The 18,425-nt window shown below is 70.2% G+C and carries 15 protein-coding genes; 8 read left to right on the top strand and 7 right to left on the bottom strand.

The window, feature by feature from the left end; genetic code table 11:
- Window positions 1–687: 687 nt before the first annotated feature.
- The 5 genes from ACKI2N_RS00130 to ACKI2N_RS00110 form a co-directional block, all read right to left on the bottom strand.
- Window positions 688–1,560, bottom strand: a complete 873-nt coding sequence (locus tag ACKI2N_RS00130) for a metal-dependent hydrolase (RefSeq protein ID WP_420995136.1) — start codon at window positions 1,558–1,560, stop codon at window positions 688–690.
- Window positions 1,561–1,575: 15 nt separating this feature from the next.
- Window positions 1,576–2,610: an alpha/beta fold hydrolase gene (locus ACKI2N_RS00125; RefSeq protein WP_420995135.1), complete on the bottom strand. Its 1,035-nt coding sequence runs from the start codon at window positions 2,608–2,610 to the stop codon at window positions 1,576–1,578.
- Complete coding sequence (locus ACKI2N_RS00120; protein ID WP_420995134.1) at window positions 2,607–3,515, bottom strand: SDR family NAD(P)-dependent oxidoreductase; 909 nt, start codon at window positions 3,513–3,515, stop codon at window positions 2,607–2,609. Before ACKI2N_RS00120 ends, ACKI2N_RS00125 begins: the two co-directional genes overlap by 4 nt.
- 78 nt (window positions 3,516–3,593) lie before the next feature.
- The gene (locus ACKI2N_RS00115) at window positions 3,594–5,189 is read right to left on the bottom strand and encodes a flavin-containing monooxygenase (protein ID WP_420995133.1); all 1,596 of its coding nucleotides are present in this window, start codon (window positions 5,187–5,189) and stop codon (window positions 3,594–3,596) included.
- 289 nt (window positions 5,190–5,478) lie between these two features.
- On the bottom strand, window positions 5,479–6,540 hold the full coding sequence (locus ACKI2N_RS00110) for an AraC family transcriptional regulator (RefSeq protein ID WP_420995131.1): 1,062 nt from the start codon (window positions 6,538–6,540) through the stop codon (window positions 5,479–5,481).
- 146 nt (window positions 6,541–6,686) lie between these two features.
- On the opposite strand from ACKI2N_RS00110, the gene ACKI2N_RS00105 reads away from it, so the two are divergent.
- The 8 genes from ACKI2N_RS00105 to ACKI2N_RS00070 all read left to right on the top strand — a co-directional run bounded on the left by ACKI2N_RS00105 (window position 6,687) and on the right by ACKI2N_RS00070 (window position 16,050).
- The gene (locus tag ACKI2N_RS00105) at window positions 6,687–7,289 is read left to right on the top strand and encodes a hypothetical protein (RefSeq protein WP_420995130.1); all 603 of its coding nucleotides are present in this window, start codon (window positions 6,687–6,689) and stop codon (window positions 7,287–7,289) included.
- A 4-nt stretch (window positions 7,290–7,293) separates the two neighbouring features.
- Complete coding sequence (locus tag ACKI2N_RS00100) at window positions 7,294–8,889, top strand: GMC family oxidoreductase N-terminal domain-containing protein (protein WP_420995129.1); 1,596 nt, start codon at window positions 7,294–7,296, stop codon at window positions 8,887–8,889.
- Between the two features lie 304 nt (window positions 8,890–9,193).
- Complete coding sequence (locus tag ACKI2N_RS00095; RefSeq protein WP_420995127.1) at window positions 9,194–10,132, top strand: TetR/AcrR family transcriptional regulator; 939 nt, start codon at window positions 9,194–9,196, stop codon at window positions 10,130–10,132.
- 245 nt (window positions 10,133–10,377) lie between these two features.
- The gene (locus tag ACKI2N_RS00090; RefSeq protein WP_420995125.1) at window positions 10,378–11,346 is read left to right on the top strand and encodes a DUF1571 domain-containing protein; all 969 of its coding nucleotides are present in this window, start codon (window positions 10,378–10,380) and stop codon (window positions 11,344–11,346) included.
- A 266-nt stretch (window positions 11,347–11,612) separates the two neighbouring features.
- A complete protein-coding gene (locus ACKI2N_RS00085; RefSeq protein WP_420995124.1) occupies window positions 11,613–12,980 on the top strand; it encodes a DUF2957 domain-containing protein in 1,368 nt (455 codons plus the stop codon).
- A 198-nt stretch (window positions 12,981–13,178) separates the two neighbouring features.
- The gene (locus ACKI2N_RS00080) at window positions 13,179–14,465 is read left to right on the top strand and encodes a DUF2957 domain-containing protein (RefSeq protein WP_420995257.1); all 1,287 of its coding nucleotides are present in this window, start codon (window positions 13,179–13,181) and stop codon (window positions 14,463–14,465) included.
- Between the two features lie 35 nt (window positions 14,466–14,500).
- Window positions 14,501–15,352 (top strand): OmpW/AlkL family protein, encoded by an 852-nt coding sequence (locus ACKI2N_RS00075; RefSeq protein ID WP_420995123.1) that lies wholly within the window; start codon window positions 14,501–14,503, stop codon window positions 15,350–15,352.
- An 89-nt stretch (window positions 15,353–15,441) separates the two neighbouring features.
- Window positions 15,442–16,050, top strand: coding sequence for a glutathione S-transferase (locus tag ACKI2N_RS00070; protein WP_420995122.1), 609 nt, complete (start codon window positions 15,442–15,444; stop codon window positions 16,048–16,050).
- Here the strand turns inward: ACKI2N_RS00070 and ACKI2N_RS00065 are convergent.
- Entirely contained in the window at window positions 16,028–16,498 is a 471-nt protein-coding gene (locus tag ACKI2N_RS00065; RefSeq protein ID WP_420995121.1) for a GNAT family N-acetyltransferase, read from the bottom strand. The genes ACKI2N_RS00070 and ACKI2N_RS00065 overlap by 23 nt on opposite strands.
- A gap of 442 nt (window positions 16,499–16,940) precedes the next feature.
- Entirely contained in the window at window positions 16,941–18,425 is a 1,485-nt protein-coding gene (locus ACKI2N_RS00060; protein WP_420995120.1) for an efflux transporter outer membrane subunit, read from the bottom strand.

Here is an 18,425-nt window from a genome sequence, read left to right as displayed (position 1 = left end):
AAAGAAAGCGGACTGCCTGGCCGGCAGGGGCAGAAACGTTGGGTTTCTGATTGTTGGTGGTTTCGTCGTGGGGCCTGCGGTTCTGCTCGCATCCTGCCGTTACCGGTTCGACCCACCACGATCTTGCTGGCGGTATTGGTCTCGGGGTCAGACCTATGATGGCGAGCGCACTGCTTGTTCTGCCATCTGCCGTTACCGGCTTTGGTGGCCACGACATAGCACCCTCATGTTTTCGTGGTGGGCTTCGTGGACCGGGGCGCGAGTGTGCCGGGCTCGTCTCAAGCCGGGGCCACCGCGCCCACCACGAAACCAGTGCCGTGCCTATGACGTGGCATCCGCTCCGGTCGCGGCAGCAGCCTGAACTACCTGGGCCTACGCCATCATGCAGCGCCACCACGAATCCAGCGCCGCTCGCAGAATAGTGGCCGCCAAAACCGGTAACGGCAGGATACTAGCAGAACTACAGGCCCCACCACGAAACCACCAACAATCAGCAATTCCAATGTTTCTGCCCCTGCCGGCCAGGCAGTCCGCTTTCTTTGCCTACTTTCTTTTCGGAAAAAAGAAAGTAGGTCGCTCCGGGGGAGCGAAAGCCTTTGACTTTAAGACTTTGACTTTGACTTTGACTTTGACTTCAGGATTTTAAAGTCTTTAATTTTTCAAAACCTTAAACCCCCAAAATCCCCCTCAAAACGACCCCCTAATAGACGGCGCCCGCAAAGAAACCCCCGCCCTCCGCGAAGTCTCCTCGATCTCCGCGATCAGCGGCCCGATCCTCTCCAGCTCCACCCGGTTGTCATGATCCCACGGATGAAACCCCGGCCGGAAATAGTCGAACCACTCCGGGATCATCCTGCGCAGCACGCCGGGCTTGCCCCACAGGAACCACATCACGCCGCCGAACCCGCGCAGCTTGTTGCGGCATTCGCGGTCGGCCATCACCAGCCGCACGTGGAACACGAACACCATCGCCCAGAACGTCGCGGTGGTGGTCAGCATGGTGAAGGTGCGCAGCAGGTAGCGGTAGAGGCCGGGCTTCATCACCGTGTTCCACACGTCGTAGGCCACGGCCTTGTGCTCGGTTTCTTCCAGCGCGTGCCAGATCCACACCTGGTGATAGCCGGGCTCGGAGCCGCCCATCTGGTCGGGGTCGGCGAGCAGGCCGCCGGCCAGCATCGCGGTGTAGTGCTCCAGCGCGATGGTGTGCGCGAGCTGCCATGACCTGGGCAGGATGCGGCGCAGCAGGTTGAGCAGCCTGGCGACGGTGTTGTCGAGCTGCGCGGCGGGCAGGCCGGCTTCGCTCATCAGGCGGTTGTAGAGGATGTGCTCGCGCGTGTGCATGGCTTCCTGGCCGATGAAGCCGGCGATGGCGCGCTTGAGTTCGGGGTCGGCCACGTCGTCGCGGTAGGCGCGCACGCTGTCCATGAAGAAGCGTTCGCCGGCGGGGAAGAAGATCGACAGCGCGTTGACGAAATGGGTGACGTGGCGGCCCCGGACGTGCCAGTCGCTGATGCGGCTGGCGGGCAGGTGGGGGTGCACATCGCGTCGGACTGGCATCATGACTGGAGCTCCTGTCTAGGCTTGGATGGCGTGTGGCGCAGGTTGTGGCGCGAGGTGTGGCGCCAGGTGCGGCGCGGGCTGCGATGCCTCGCCGGGCGTGGCGAGGAAGTGCAGCAGGTCCGCCGCCACGCGCTGCGGATCTTCTTCCATGGGGATGTGGCCGAGGCCGGCGTAGCGCTGCAGGCGCGCGCCGGGAATGCGCTCGGCGAAGGCCTGCGCGTGCGCCGGCGGGATCCAGCGGTCGCGCTCGCCCCACAGCACCAGCGTGGGCGAACGGATGCCGGCCAGCGCCTGCGTGTCGAGCGCGGCGAAATCGAGCTTGGGCACCATGCGGCCCACCGCTTCGCGGCTGCCTTCGGCGTAGAAGAAATCGACGTAGCGGCGGAACGTGGCTTCGTCCACGCGCGAGGCGTCGCCGTAGACGTCGCGCGTGGCGGCGCGGATGATGGCCTCGGGCAGCATCCACGGCGCCGACCAGCGCACCGGCGCGTGGTTGAACAGCGCGATGTAGAGCGGCAGCTTCATCGGGAAGCCGGCCGCGTCGACCAGCACCAGCTTGTCGACCTGGGCCGGGCGGCGCGCGGCCAGGTCCCAGGCGATCAGGCCGCCGAGCGAGTTGCCGATCACGCTGGCGCGCCGCAGGCCGACGGCCTGGCAGAAGCCGTCGATGAAGCGGCGGTACATGTCCACGTCCATGGTGGCGATGCGCCCCTGCGCGTCGCGCAGCGGCCCGGTCAGGCCGAACGGCGGCAGGTCCACGCGCAGCACGCGGTAGTGCTGCGACAGCGCCGGCAGCACGCCCTGCCAGGTATGCAGCGAGGCGCCGAAGCCGTGGATCAGCAACAGCGGCTCGCCGTCGCGCGGGCCTTCGTCGGTGTAGTGCGCCAGCGTGCCCATCACCTGCACCCAGCGCGAGGCGGGCAGCGCGTAGCGCCGCGCGAGCGTCTCGCGCGGCAGGCTGAACAGGCCGATGCGGCCCTGGCCGAACCAGCGCGTGAAGGTGCCGGGCGGGCGCTGCAGGCGCGCGTGCGCGGCGGCGGCGCGGCTCATTGCGCGTCTCCGCCGCCGGCGGCCTTGGTCGCCACCGCGCCGCGCGCGGGCGCCGGCTTGCCGAGCGGGCCCTTGCGGCGCGCCTCGCGCACCACCAGCGGCTGGTACGCGGCGGGCAGCAGGCGCGCCATCAGGTCGGCGGCCACCGCGTCCGGCCCGATCAGCACGCGGCGCCGGTCGTTGCGCACGCCGTTGAGGATCGCGCGCGCGGCCTTGTCGGCGCTGGTGATGAAGAACTTCTCGAAGTCGTCGCGGCCCTGCTGTTCGTTCTCGACCAGGAAGCCGGCGACGTTGGGCGCGATGCGGCTGGCCTGCGCGATGTTGGTCTTGATGCCGCCCGGATGCACGCAGGTGGCGGAGACCCCGCAGTCGAGCAGGTCCAGCTCCTGGCGCAGCGATTCGGTGAAGCCGCGCACCGCGTACTTGCTGGCGTTATAGCCGCTCATGCCGGGCTGCGCGAAGATGCCGAAGATGCTGGAGGTGTTGATCACGTGGCCTTCGCCGCTGGCCTTCAGGTGCGGCAGGAAGGCCTTGGTGCCGTGCACCACGCCCCAGAAGTTGATGCCCATGATCCATTCGAGATCGTCGTAGCTCATGCCGTCGATGGTGCTGGACAGCGCCACGCCGGCATTGTTGAAGATCAGGTTGACGCGGCCGTGCGCGCGTGCGGCCTGCTCGGCCCACGCGTGCATGGCGGCGCGGTCGGCCACGTCCACCACGTGCTGCGTGACCGCCAGCGCGGGCGCGGCGCGCGCCGCCTCGGCCACGGTCTGCGCCAGGCCTGTTTCGTTGCGGTCCGACAGCGCCAGCTGGCAGCCTTCGCGCGCCAGCGCGAGGGCCAGCGCGCGGCCCATGCCGGAGCCGGCGCCGGTGATGGCCGCCACCTTGTTCTTGAATTGCTTCATGCCGGGGTCTCCTCGCGGATCATCTGCTCTTGACGATTTGTTCTCGATGGTGGGTTCTTGTCCGGTGCGCGGCGGGTTTCACGCCCCGGCGGCCGGTGCCGCCTGCCGCGCCGGCGTGGACAGCGCCGGATGCATCAGCGGGCGGGTCTCGTAGTCGGCCAGGTCGAAGCGCGCGGTGGCGCGGCGGAACTGCCAGGTGAAGCCCGGCCACAGCGTGGTGTTCTTGCCGGTCTTGGGGTCGAGGTACCAGCTCACGCAGCCGCCTTCGGACCAGATCGCGCGCGCCAGCCTGCGCTGCAGCCCGGCGTTGTAGTCGCGCTGCGCGGGCGCGCGCACGTCGATGGCCTGCACGCGGTGCTGGCCCATCGCCTTGAGCGCGCCGAGGATGTAGTTCACCTGCGACTCGATCATGAACACCATCGAGCTGTGGCCGAGGCCCGTGTTCGGCCCCACCACCATGAACAGGTTGGGAAAGCCGGTCACGGTGGTGCCGAGATAGGCTTCGGCGCCGTCGCGCCAGGCGTCGAGCAGGTCGATGCCGCCGCGGCCGAGGATGGCGCCGCGCGGGATCGGGTCGGTGGCGTGGAAGCCGGTGCCGAAGATGATGCAGTCAGCCGGGCGGCGGCTGCCGTCGCGCATGACGATGGCGTCTTCCTCGACGTGGTCGATGCCTTGGGTCACCACGTCCACGTTGGCGCGCATCAGTGCCGGGTAGTAGTCGTTGGAGATCAGAACGCGCTTGCAGCCGATGGTGTAGTCCGGCGTGACGGCGGCGCGCAGTCCGGGATCGGTCACCTGGCGCCGGATGTGGCCGCGCGCGATGCGCTCCACCGCCTTCATCAGTTTCGGGTGCACCACGAAGCCGAGCACGCGCGACTCCAGCATCCAGTAGATGCCTGTGCGCAGCAGCTTCTGCGTGACCGGCAGGCGGCGGAACAGCCAGCGCTCGGCGGCGGACACGGTGCGGTCCGGCTTGGGCATGATCCATGGCGGCGTGCGCTGGAACAGGTCCAGATGCGCCACCTGCGGCGCGATCTGCGGCACGAACTGGATGGCGCTGGCGCCGGTGCCGATCACCGCCACGCGCTTGCCGGCCAGCGCGTAGTCATGGTTCCAGTGCTGCGAGTGGAAGGTCTCGCCGCGAAAGCGCTCCAGCCCGGCAATGGCCGGATACGCGGGCCGGCTCAGCCCGCCCATGCCGGACACCAGTACGCGCGCCTGCACGCGCTTGCCGTCGGCCATCTCCAGTTGCCAGGTGCCGCTGGCCTCGTCCCACGCGGCGCGGCGCAGCTCGTGGTGCAGGCGCAGGTGCGGGCGCAGGCGGAACTGGTCGGCGCAGCGCTCCAGGTAGGCGCGGATCTCGGGCTGCGGCGAGAACATGCGCGACCAGTCCGGATTCGGCGCGAACGAGAACGAATAGAGATGCGACTGCACGTCGCAGGCGCAGCCCGGGTAGTGGTTGTCGCGCCACGTGCCGCCCACCGAGCCGGCCTTCTCGAACAGCGCGAAGTTGTGCAGGCCCGCCTGCTTGAGGCGGATCGCCATGCCCAGCCCGGCGAAGCCGCTGCCGATGATGGCGATGTCGCAGTACTGGGTCGGTCCGGACCCGCCCTGGCCGGGTGGCGGGGGTCCGGCTGTGGACAACTCGGGGGGCAGGTCCGCTGGCGCGTTCATAGGCTGTCTCTCGTGCCGCTGGCGCGCGTCGGGGCGGGATGCCTTAGTGCGCCGCAACATCATTGATTGTGACATTGACGGATGTCATCGTAGGCAGCGCCGCACCCGGGGTCAATGCCCGGATTTGAATAGTGGTTCTAATTTTTGGCGGTTTTTAGTGATGTTTTTGCCGCATTAAACGGCATCTACGGGCACTTTGGACCGATGGGAGGCCGTACCCACCGCTGCGTTTGAAACCGCGGGAAAGATGCCGGCCACGCCACGAAAGTGTTGCCGGCACGGCTACGCCCTAGGCGCGCCCGCCGCCGAGCACGCGCCGGCGCCAGGCGTTGGGGGTTTCCTGCGTCCAGCGTTTGAATGCGTGGCTGAACGCGCTTTGCTCGGAAAAGCCCAGCAGCATGGCCAGTTGCGCCAGGCTGACGGCGGGATCGGCCAGGTAATGCTCGGCCTGCGCGCGGCGCACGCCGTCGACCAGCGCCGAGTAGTTCATCCCCCGCGCCTGCAGCCGCCGCTGCAGCGTGCGCACCGGCAGGCCCAGGTGGGCGGTCACGCTGGCGATGGGCACCTCGCCGCGCGCCAGCGCGTGGCCGATGAACGCGCGCGCCTGCGCGATCTCGCCGCCGCCGTCCGCCTCCAGCGCGCGCAACTGGGCCTGGGCGATGCGCGCCATCTGCGCCTGCATCTCGGCGTCGGCCTGCAGGGAAGGACGCGCCAGCAGCGCGGGGTCGATGTGCATGGCGTGGCGGCCGGCGCCGAACACCACCGGGCAGCCGAATACCTGCGCATAGTCGTCGGCATGGCCGCCGGGCGGCGCGGCATGGGGAAACTCGATGCGCCCGGCGAAGAAGCCCTCGCCGAGCAGCCAGCGCGCGAAGCAGATCCAGGTAGCCATGTGCAGCTCGTGCGCATGGCGCGAGAGCGGGCCGTGCAGCGCCTCCCACGTCATGCACGCCCCGCGCGCCGTTTCGATCAGGCGGGTGCGGCCGATGTCGTTGGCCAGCACTTCATAGCGGATGCCTTGCAGGATGGCCTCGCGCACGGTGGGCGTGGTCAGCACCACGTAGCCCATCTCCGCATAGTGGCGCGGCTTGAAGCCGGCGCCGGCGTGCAGCCCGGCCAGCGGGTCGCCGGCCGCGCGCGCGAGCGCGTCGAGCAGGGCCAGGTAGCCGGCGGCGGGCACGCGCGTGGCGGGACCGGCGGCGGCATCGAGCAGGGCAGGATCGAGGCCGGCCAGCGCAAGCTGGCGGGCCGGCGCGATGCCGGCGGCCTCGCCGTAGTCGAGCACGGTGCGCAGGTAGGGCAGCGAGACGGTGCCGCCGGCGGCGCCGGCTGCCGCATTGGCGCGTGGCATCAAATTACCTGTCATGCGGGATCAAGACCGGGAACCGATCTTTATCCAAACTGCGCCGAGCGTCAATGCGGGCAACCGGCAAGGCACGGCGGCCAGCCAGGCATGCCAGAAGCAAGGCGCGCAAAAAAACAAAAGAAGGAGACACCATGCAAGCCCCATTCACCGCGGCGCCGGGCGGCACGCCCGGCAAGCCCGGCGCGCTGTCGCGGCGCGGCTTCCTCAAGGTCGGGCTGGGCTTCTCCGCGGCGCTGGCCTGCGCGGGGCTGGTCCCGGCCCTGAGCGGCTGCGCGCCCGCGCCCCGGACCCCGGCCGCCGGCATGCGCTTCTTGCGCGACGACGACGTAGCGCTGTTCGGCGCGCTGCTGCCGGCCGTGGCCGACGAGCTGGCCGCGCGCGAGCCCGGCCCGCGCGCGCCGCAGCTCGGCGAAGCGCTGCGCAACATCGACAACACCTGCGCGGCGATGGACGCCAACGCGCGCGCCGAGCTGCGCAAGCTGCTGGACCTGCTGGCCATCGGCCCGCTGCGGCGGGTGCTCGGCGGCGTGCGCCAGGACTGGCGGCACACCGATGCGGCGCAGGCGCGGCGCTTTCTCGCGCGCTGGCGCGAGAGCCGCTTCGCCACCCTGAACGCGGGCGCCGTGGTGCTGGTCAAGCTGTGCGGCGTGGCCTACTACCTGCTGCCCGCCGCGTGGGCCGGCGCCGGCTATCCCGGCCCCAACCCCGCCGTCTTCAACGCACTGCGCGCCTGACGCCATGCCCGTACCCGACATCTACAGCGCCGGCATCGCGTCCGGCTGGAAAGTGGTGGACGCCGCCACGCTCGCCGCGCCGCTCGCGCTCGACGCCGACGTGGCCATCGTCGGCAGCGGCGCCGGCGGCGGCGTGGCCGCCGAGATCCTGAGCGAGGCCGGCCTGCGCGTGGTGCTGCTCGAGGAAGGCGCGCTGCGCACTTCCGACAGCTTCCGGGACATGGACGAAGGCCGCGCTTACCGCGAGCTCTACCAGGAGGGCGCGGCGCGCGCCACGTCCGACGGCGCCATCGCCATCCTGCAGGGCCGCGCGGTGGGCGGCAGCACCACGGTGAACTGGTCGTCGAGCTTCCGCACGCCGCCGCAGACGCTGGCGCACTGGGCCGAGCACCACGCGGTGAGCGGCCATGCGGCGGCCGACATGGCGCCGTGGTTCGAGCGCATGGAGGCGCGCCTGTCGGTGGCGCCGTGGGGCATGGCGCCTAACCACAACAACGACGTGCTCAAGCGCGGCTGCGACAAGCTGGGCTGGGAGTCGCACGTGATCCCGCGCAACGTGAAGGGCTGCTGGAATTCCGGCTACTGCGGCCTGGGCTGCCCGGTCAACGCCAAGCAGTCGATGCTGGTGTCGACCATCCCCGCCGCGCTGGCGCGCGGCGCCACGCTCGTGCACCGCGTGCGCGTGCGCGCGTTCGAGCACGACGGCAAGAGCGTCGGCGCGATCGCCGGCGAGGCGCTCGGCGCCGACGGCCGCACGCCCACCGGCGTGGCGGTGACGGTGCGCGCGCGCCACTACGTGGCCGCGGGCGGCGCCATCAACACGCCGGCGCTGCTGCTGCGCTCGCGCGCGCCGGACCCGCACCAGCGCCTCGGCCTGCGCACCTTCATCCATCCGGTCAACCTGAGCATCGCGGTGATGCCGGAGCAGGTCGATCCTTATTACGGCGCGCCGCAGTCGATCGCCTCCGATCATTTCCAGTGGCGCGACGGCGCCACCGGCGCGATGGGCTACAAGCTCGAAGTGCCACCGCTGTTCCCCGGCATCAGCGCGGGCGTGTTCGGCAACGTCGGCGAGGCGCTGCGCGCCGACATGGCCGCGCTGCCGCACACCAACGCCATGCTGGCGCTGCTGCGCGACGGCTTCGTGCCGCGCAGCGAAGGCGGGCGCGTGCGCATCGCCGGCGACGGCAGCCCGGTGCTCGACTACGACATGAACGACTACCTCTGGGACGGCGTGCGCCGCGCGTGGCTGAGCATGGCCGAGGCGCAGTTCGCCGCCGGCGCGCTGCGGGTGCGCCCGGCGCACCTGGACGCGCCCTACTACGCCAGCTGGGCCGGCGCGCGGCAGGGCATCGCCGCGCTGCCGCTGGCCAAGTTCCGCGCGGCGCTGTTCAGCGCGCACCTGATGGGCGGCTGCGGCATGAGCGACGAAGCGCGGCGCGGCGTGGTGGACAGCCAGGGCCGCCATCACCAGCTCGCCAACCTGTCGGTGCTGGACGGCTCGGTGTTCCCCACCAGCATCGGCGCGAACCCGCAGTTGTCCGTGTTCGCGCTGACGGCGCAGAACGCGCACGGGCTGGCCGCGCAACTGGTGCGCTGAGCGCCGCGCGGTTGCCCCACGCAAGTGGGGTAAAACAAAGCGGTGCGCAGTCGCGCGCTTCAAGTCCACAATTAAAACGGGCGCGCGGGAAAGCCGGCGCGCCCGGCGCAGCCGCAGGGCGCGGCGCGAGGCGCGAGGCAAAAGTTAGAGGCAACGCTCAAATTTTGCGCTTGTGAAACGCCCGCGGCGCTGGCTAGGCTCCGTACAACCGTTTCAAGCATCCGTTTGCCGGCAGAGCAGGGAGCAGGAACGGCGTGGCATTTTTGCTGGGGTTCGATGCATGACAAAACAAGAGGCGCCCCCGATGAAGACCGGTAAAGGCACGGCAGGAGACACCAAGGCCCGCATTCTCGACGCCACCGAGCGCTTGTTCATCGAGGTCGGCTACGAAGCCACCTCGCTCAGGCAAGTGACCTCGCGCGCGATCGTCAATCTGGCCGCGGTCAATTATCACTTCCGCAGCAAGGAAATCATGATGCAGGCGGTGCTCGGGCGCCGCCTCGATCCGCTCAACACGCGGCGCCTGGCCGTGCTCGACGCCTGCGAGGCGCGCTGGCCCGGCAACCAGATCCGCTGCGAGCACGTCATGGGCGCGCTGTTCGTGCCCGCGCTGCAGATGGCGCGCGAGCCGGAGCTCGGCGGGCCGTCGTTCCTGCGGCTGCTGGGCCGCGTGTACTCGGACACCTCGCCGTTCATCCAGTCCTACCTGCTCGGCCACTACGCGCCGGTGTTCGGCCGCTTCTCCGACGCCTTCGCGCGCGCGCTGCCGGAGATCCCGCCGCAGGAGCTGGGCTGGCGGCTGAACTTCGCGCTCAAGGCGCTGGCCGGCGTGCTGGCCGGCGACGAGCTCGGCAACCTGCTGCCGGCCTTCACGCAGGGCAAGGACGTGAGCGACGCGCAGGTGCTGGCTCAGCTCAGCGCGATGGTGATCGCCGCGCTCAAGGCGCCGGTGCCGGCCAGCCAGCAACTGTGCGCGCTGCAGGAAGTGTTCGCCATCGGCGAGACCCAGCATGCCGAGGAACGCGCCACGCAGGCCTCGCTCGACAGCCTGGTGGCCGAACAGGCGCAGCGCGCCGACGCGCATGCCGCGACCGCGCGCAAGACGCGCCGCGCCGTGCGCAGCGAGGGCACCACGCGTGCCGCCGTCACCAGCATGGCGGTGCGCGGCGCGCGCGAGCACCCGCCCATCGTCTTCCCGAGCAATCCGCTCGACGACTGGATGCGTACCCGCTCCAGGACCTAGCGGCGCGTCCCGCGCGCCGGCCGACCGCCGGCACGCATGGCCGCGCCTTCCGGTGCCCGGCCGCGCGCTTCGCCTGCCGGCGGGACCTGGCGATGCCAGGTCCGCGCCGCCGCTGTCCCGGCGATCCGCGCCCAGGCAATCCGCTTCGCTGACCCCGACGCGTGCCGCGAGCACGCGCCGGCCCGCTGCTGCCCGCGCTTTCGCGCCACCTCGCGCAGCACGGCGCCGTGACAGGAGACCCCATCATGAAGCCACACGCTTTCCAGACGCTTCGCCAGACGTTTCACACGTGCCCGGCCGGCCTGCTGCGCGGCATCGCCGCCGCCGGCGCGCTCGCGCTGGCGCTGCCGGGCGCCGCGCATGCCCAGGCGCCCGCCGTACCCGTACCCGTACCCGTACCCGCGCCCGCCGCCACGGCCGCGGCCACCGCGCCGGCCGGCACCGCCTACGACGGACTTCCCGCGCAGCAGCAGGCCGCGCTGCTGTCGAAGCAGGTCGCCGGCGGCGAGCTGGCGAAGCTGCCCGATGAGCAGTTGCTGGCCGTGTTCAACGCGCTGCAGCCCGAGGCGCCGCTGCTGTGGGCCAAGGCGGAGATGAACCGCTATCCCGAGTACGAGTACTGGATGACGCGCCAGGAGCGCCTCAACGGCCAGTGGCAGGACCAGCCCGCGCGCATGCTGATCCGCTACCGCCACGCGCCGCGCCAGCTCTACGCGAAGTGGCTGCCCGGCGGCAGCCAGGCCGGCCAGGAAATCCTCTACGACGAGACCCAGCGCAAGGACGAGATGTACGGCCACCTGGGCGGGCTGCTGGGCTTCACCTCGATGTGGATCGCGCTCGACGGCACCATCGCGCGCGCGCAGTCCAACCACACCGTGCGCGACCTCGGCTTCCAGTACGTGGTGGCCATGCTCGACCGCGACGCGCGCTCGCTGCGCGCGGCCGGGCTCTCCGAGCGCTTCACGCGCGCCGAGATCGTGCAGGAGCAGGGCATGCGCATGGTGGCGCTGACCTGGGACCTGCCGGCCGGCGCGCCGCGCTACTACGCCAAGCGCGTGCAGCTGATGCTCGACCTCAAGAACCCGTGGCCGCGCGTGGAGACCGCGTGGGACACCGATGGAAACATGGTGGAGAAGATTGTCTTCGAGAAGGCCGTGCGCAAGACATTCGACGCCGGCACGTTCGACGCGAAAAACGGCGATTACAAGTTCTGAAGCGATGCTGCCCGGACCCGGCACCGCGCGGGCAAGCCGCGCTCGCCGTTTGAATTGCGCCGCGCGCGCCGGCGCGCGGCAGTTTGAACGGGCGGCGCGAGCGCTTGCATGGCCACGGCGGGCGCGCGGCGCGCGGTGTTTGGAACGGGCGCTCTATTGACGCTCGCGCGGGCGAACGGCGAGAGTCGCTGCACGACAAGTCATATACAAGACCGGAAACACCGGCACTTCGCATAAAAACAAAACCGACAAAAAGGAGACAAACGATGGCCCGCTTGAATGTATTCAACGGCCTTGCGGCGCTGGCTGGCACGAGCCTGGCGCTGATCCTCGCCGGCTGCGGCGGCGGCGATGCGCCGAGCCCCGGCTCGGCCAGCGTCGCATCCTGCGCCAGCACCGGCAGCTGCCCCGCCAGCGGCCCCACGCCGACCGGCCCCGCGCCGGCGCCGCTGTGCCCCGCGTCGCTCGACTACAGCACCGTCTACACCGGCGGCTCGGGCGGCGGCGAGTTCGTCAAGATGCAGTTCGACACCACGGCGCTCACGTACAAGCTGCAGGTCATCGAATCGCCGGTGCCCAAGGCGCCCGGCAGCGTGCAGCCCACGCGCGCCGGCGTGACCTACACCGGCACGATCGCCCGCCTGACCTCGCTGCCCAGCGCCGAGCAGAACCGCTGCGCGCTGGCCATCCGCAGCGCGGTGCCGTCGGACGGCAGCGCGCAGGCCATCATCGACCCCGCCGACCCGCCCATCATCTTCGTCGGCAACGGCGTGGCCGGCGGCGGCATTCCGGGCGCGACGATCTCCTATCCCGGCGTGGACCTCGGCATCGGCGCGCCGATCGGCGCCATCCCCGCGAAGACCTTCCCGATCTACCCGGTGCTGGCATTCGCCGAGATCGAGACGGACTTCGCCAAGGTGGCGGGCACCTACAACATGCTGGGCTACCACCTGGTGCCCTCGGGCGGCAACCTGTTCCCGGCCGGCAACTTCGTTCCCGCCACCGCGCAGACCGTCGAGACCCTGAACGCGGACGGCACCTGCACCGCGGCCAGCGGCAGCTGCCTGTCCACCGGCAACCCGTGGCAGCCGCGCACGCAGAACGACGGCGCCTTCGAGAGCAACAACGACGCCGGCACGCGGCAATATCCGTTCTTCTATACGCAGTCGCTGGTCAGCGGCCCCACCACCAAGGCCAAGGGCATCCTGGTGGCAGGCAAGCTCGACGGCGCGCTGGTGCCGCTGCTGATCCGCACCGGCTACGCGCACATCGACCTGACCGACCTGCTCGACCCGATCAACGTGGACGACGAATCGGGCCTGGCCTTCCTGGCCCCCGCCGCCACGCTGGCCAGCGCGCAGCTCAATGGCGCCTACGTCGGCTCGGGCAGCGACTTCGTCTACACCTCGTCGATCGTGCAGGACAACCTGGTCGGGCTGATCGACCCGCTCACCACCAACGTCAAGGGCGCCTTCCAGCTCGACTTCACGCAGACGCGCCCGGGCCAGGTCGGCACCACCGACAACAGCGGCACCACCGGCACGCTGATCGCCACCGGCCACGCCTTCGCGCACCTCGCGGGCGTGGGCGGCGGCAACCCGACCTTCCGCGTCAGCGTGTTCGCCAGCCCCTGAGCCGGCATGCATCGCGGCCGCCATGCCCGCCCGGAGGAAGCGGCACGGCGGCCGGCAGCGCAGGGCGCCGCCCCACGGCGCCACAACAGAAAAACAGGCCAGGAACCACGCGCCGCACACAAGGCGCTTAAGGAGACAAAGATCATGCACAAGGCCCCGCTTTCTACGACGTCCGGCACGCAGCCGGCCATTGCGGCAATGGCTTGCCCGGCGCGCGCGCGCCGCGCATCCAGGCTGGCGCGCTACGCGCTGGCGCTCGCCGGCGCGGCGCTGCTGGCCGCCTGCGGCGGCGGCGGCGGCGACGGCGACAGCACGAGCGCGGCCCCGGCCGCGGCGATCCCCGTGCGGCTGTGCCCGGCCGCGCTCGACTACAGCACCACCTTCACCGGCGGCACCGGCTCGGGCGAGCTGGTCAAGGTGCAGATCGACACCACCAGGATGACCTGGCAGGTGACCTTCCTCGATTCGTCGGTGCCGCGCACCACCGGCACCGTGCAGCCCACGCGCAGCGACACCGCCAGCGGCAGCAACGTGATGAGCGGCAAGCTGCAGCCGGAGACCGGGCTGCCCACCGAGAAGCTCAACCAGTGCGCGTTCCAGCTCGCCGGCGCCAGCCTCGACCCGAGCCGCCCCGCGCGCCTGTTCGTGGGCGAGGGCGTGGCCGGCGGCACCATCCCCGGCGCGCGCATCCAGTTCGACGGCGTGGCCGGCGCGGGCGTGGTGCCCGACACCACCTTCCCGTACTTCCAGTTCATCGGCTTTGCCCAGACCGAGACCGACCTGTCCAAGGTCGCGGGGCAGTACAACGGCTACGGCTTCCACGAGGTGCCGTCCAAGAACTTCCAGACGGTGGCGCAGGACTACCGCATGACGCTGGCGGCCGACGGCTCGTTCCTGGTGTGCGACAACAAGGCGGGCGGCACCTGCGCGCAGAAGGGCAACAAGTTCGTGCCCACCGCCAGCGGCGCGCTGCTGTCGACCAACTACGCCGCCGAGCTGCCGCCCACGCTGGGCAGCACGCTCGGGCGCGCCTACCTGATCGTGGGCAAGCTGCGCGGCCAGCTGGTGCCGGTGATGATCCGCGTGGGCTACGCCAGCGGCTCGATCGGCGGCGTGCTGGGCGGCATGCCGCTGGGCGCCGACGACGAGATCGGCATCGGCATGATGGCGCCGGCGGCGGCCGTCGCGCAGGGCTCGGTCAACGGCGAATACGTGGGCGTGGACAGCAACTTCGACTACCGCACCACCGCGCTGGTGGGGCCGGACGCCACGCTGCTCGACCCGTTCCACGCCTCGGACGCCTCGCTGGCCACGGCGCTGTCGCTGGACTACTCGCAGCAGATGGCCGGCGTGGTGACCACCACGCGCAAGGGCGGCGCCGCGGGCGGCCCGACCGGCAAGTTCATCTTCACCGGTGGCGTGTTCGGCTTCCTCGAGTCGCGCGGCGGCAGCCCGTACTTCACCATCGGCGCCTTCGTGCAATGACGGCCATGCGATCCACACACATCCGGGAACACAACATGACGATCAAAGCCATTCGACTCGCCGCGCCCCTGCTGGCCGCGGCACTGGCCTGGCTCGGCGCCATGCCGGCCGCGCACGCGCAGAAGGCCGGCGACAACGTGGTGGCGCTGGGCTGGTTCCACATCAGCACCAGCGGGCACAGCAGCCCGTTCACCACCAGCGTGATCGACGCGCCGATCAACGGCCCGCTGGGGCTGCCGTCCTCGTTCAGCGCGCCGGGCAGCAGCATCACCACCTCCAACGCCGACACGCTGGGCCTGACCGTCAGCCACTTCTTCACCGACCATATCGCGCTGACGACGGTGGCCGGCGTGCCGCCCAAGTTCAAGCTCCACGGCCACGGCGACCTGATCCCGCCGGGGCCGGCCGGCGCGCTGGGCCACCAGCCGCTGGGCGACCCCAGCCTCAACCCGATCATCACCGGCGCGCGCCAGTGGAGCCCGGCGGTGATGGCGCAGTACCACTTCCTGGAGCCGACCGCGCGGGTGCGGCCGTTCGTCGGCGTCGGCGTGTCGTACAACTTCTTCACCAACATCGACCTCAACCCGGCCTTTGCCGCGTCGGTCAACAACAACCTCGGCGCCACGCTGGCGGCCGGCGCCGGCAAGCCGGGGCCGACCTCGGTGGAAGCCAAGGCGTCGAGCTCGTGGGCGCCGGTGTTCAACCTGGGCGGCTCGTTCGCCATCACGGACCAGTGGGGCCTGACCGCCTCGGTGACGTACATTCCGCTCAAGACCACCTCGTCGATGATCGTCAAGGCGGCCGACGGCACCGTGCTGTCCACCTCCAAGGCGGACATCAGCCCGAGCCCGATCATCGTGTTCGTGGCGGCGACGTACAAGTTCTGACGGCCGCGGCGCGCCGCCTCCGCGCGCCGGATCGATTATGCTGGAGCATCGCCGGCCCGCTCCCGGGCCGGCTTTCCTTCGGAGGCAATATGCAACTCATCGGCATGCTCGACTCGCCCTATGTCCGCCGCGTGGCCATCTCGCTGCGGCTGCTGGGGATTCCGTTCGAACACAAACCGGTGTCGGTATTCAGCACGTTCGCGCAGTTCCAGGCCATCAACCCCGTGGTCAAGGCGCCCACGCTGGTGTGCGACAACGGCACGGTGCTGATGGAGTCGGGGCTCATCCTCGACTATCTCGAGGCGGTGGCCGGCCGCAGCCTGATGCCGGCGGACCTGTCCGCGCTCCAGCACGCGGCACGCGTGGCCGGCCTGGCGCTGGCCGCGTGCGAGAAGACCGTGCAGATCGTCTACGAATGCAACCTGCGGCCCGACGAAAAGCAGTACGAGCCGTGGCTGTCGCGCGTGCACGGCCAGCTCGGCGCGGCCTACGCGGCGCTGGAGAAAGAGATCGCCGGCACGGCGCTGCCGGCCGACGAGGGCCGGCTCACGCAGGCCGACGTGACCACCGCCGTGGCCTGGCGCTTCACGCAGATGATGCTGCCGCAGGCGGTCGACGGCGCCGCCTATCCGGCGCTCGCGGCATTCAGCGCCGCGGCCGAAGCGCTGCCCGCCTTCAGGGACACGCCGCCGGCCTGAGGTCCTTGGCCATTTCCGTGGTGGCGTGCCAGCCGAGCGCGACGTAGAGCGGGCGGCCCATCTCGGTCGCGTGCAGGATGGCGTATTGCACGTCGCGCCGCGCGAATTCGTCCTCCGCCAGCTGCATGAGCCGGCGGCCCAGGCCTTGCTTGCGGTGGGACTGCTCCACATACAGGTTGAGCACGTAGCCGCGCTTGTCCTGGGTGGGATGGGCGGGGTGGGGCGGCCAGTCGATGGCCATCAGGCCGATGCCCGCCACCGCCCGGCCATGCTCGGCGAGCACGAAGCCGAAGTAGCTGCCGTCGCGCAGGCGCGGTTCCAGCCACGGGCGGAAGCGTTCGGTCATGGCGCGCAGGACGGCGTCGTCGCGGCCTGCTTCGCGGAACATTTCTTCGCGGTGGCGGCAGACTAGGTCTACGTCGTCGGGGGTCAGGGGGCGGACTTCCATTGGGGAGGTGGAGGTGGCGTGGGGGTTGTTATGCTAGCGCAGGTGGTCGGGTTCGGGAGTTTTGGGGATCCTTGTTCTAGCTGTCGTGGGCCTTGAGGCTCGAGAGGTTTTGGTAGTTCGGGCTTGGGATTCTTGTTCTGGCTTCTGTGGGCCTTGAGGCTCGAACGGTTTTGGTGGTACGGGCTTGGTGAAGATCGTTACTTTTCTTTGTCTCGACCCCATAAAAAAAGCGAAGCGCATCTGCGCTTCGCTTTTTTTTGCCTGCCAGGCCGGCGTACCGATTGTTTTCTCCCCTCTCCCGCTTGCGGGAGAGGGGCGGGGGAGAGGGCCAGAGTCTCCACGAAGTGATCGCTTTCGCCATTCGCTGGCGCCCACCCTCTCCCCCGACCCCTCTCCCATTTCATGGGAGAGGGGAGCAAACCTCCGGCTATCTGTGGCTGCCTTACTGCGCAGTCACCGCCGGCTTGATGCTGTCGGCTGACGCCACGGGGCCGGCTTCGGCCAGGCCGCCGCCGAGCGAGCGGTACAGGTCGATGGCGTTGTTCAGGCGCAGCTGGCGCGCCTGGATCAGCGCCTGTTCCGCGGTGAACAGCTGGCGCTGCGCGTCGAGCTGGTCTAGCTGGTTGGCCACGCCGCTGCGAAAGCGCACCGTGGACAGCTCGAAGCGCGCCTGCTCGGCGTCGCGCACCTGTTCCTGGCCATGCACCTGGTCTTCGAGCGTGCCGCGCGCCACCAGTGCGTCGGCCACTTCGCTGAAGGCCGTCTGGATGGTCTTCTCGTAGCTGGCGATCTGGATGTTCTTGCGCACGTTGGCCAGGTCCAGGTTGGACAGGTTGCGGCCATAGTCGAAGATCGGCAACGTCAGCTGCGGCGCGAACGACCACACGCCGGTGCCGGAATCGAACAGGCTCGAGAAGGTCGGGCTGATCGCGCCGGCATTGGCGGTGAGCGTGATGCGCGGGAAGAAGGCCGCGCGCGCCGCGCCGATGTTGGCGTTGGCCGACAGCAGTTGCTGCTCGGCCTGGCGGATGTCGGGGCGCTGCTCGAGCAGGTCCGACGGCAGCCCGGCCGGGATGTCGCTGATGATGCGTTCGTCCGACAGGCGCATCGCCTCCGGCAGGTTCTCGATGCTGCCCAGCGGCTTGCCCACCAGCACTTCGAGCGCGTTCTGCGCCTGCGCGCGCTGGCGCGCGAGCTGCGCGGCGGACACGCGTGCCTGCGCCACCAGCGACTCGTTGTCGCGCAGGTCCAGCGCCGAGGTGGCGCCGGCGTCGAAGCGCTGGCGCGACAGGCTCAGCGTGGACTCGCGCGTCCTGAGCGTGTTCTGCGCCAGCTCGTACTGCTCGGCGAAGGAACGCTCGGACAGGTAGGCCTTGGCCACTTCCGAGACCAGCGAGATCTGCGCCGCGCGGCGCGCCTCCTCGGTGGCGAAGTACTGCGCCAGCGCCGCGTTGGAAAGGCTGCGCACGCGGCCGAACAGGTCGAGCTCGAACGACGTGATGGCGCCGCCGACCTGGTAGTACTCGGAGATGCTGGTGCCGGCCCCTGGCGAGCCGAACTGCGCGCCCGAGATGCGCTGGCGCGTGTAGCCGCCGGTGGCGTTCACCGTGGGCAGCAGGTCGGCGCGCTGCACCTGGTACTGCGCGCGCGCTTCCTCGATGCGCAGCACGGCGGTGCGCAGGTCGCGGTTGTTTTCGAGCGAGGCGGCGATCAGCGCCTGCAGGCGCGGGTCGCGGAAGAACTCGCGCCAGCCGATGTCGGCCGCGCGGCGGGTCTCGCCGGTCTTCACCTCGGCCGCGGCGTAGCCGTCGGGCGCGGCCGGATACTGCGTGGCCACCGGCGGCGCGGGGCGCTCGTACGTCGGCGCCAGCGTGCAGCCCGAGAGGACGCCCGCCACCAGCAACAGCGTGGTCAGTGTCTTGGTCAT

This window comes from Cupriavidus sp. 30B13, assembly GCF_049059565.2.
Taxonomy (GTDB): Bacteria; Pseudomonadota; Gammaproteobacteria; order Burkholderiales; family Burkholderiaceae; genus Cupriavidus.
The sequence above is the reverse complement of the archived record's forward strand: the minus strand, read 5'-3'. Positions and strand labels throughout refer to the sequence as shown.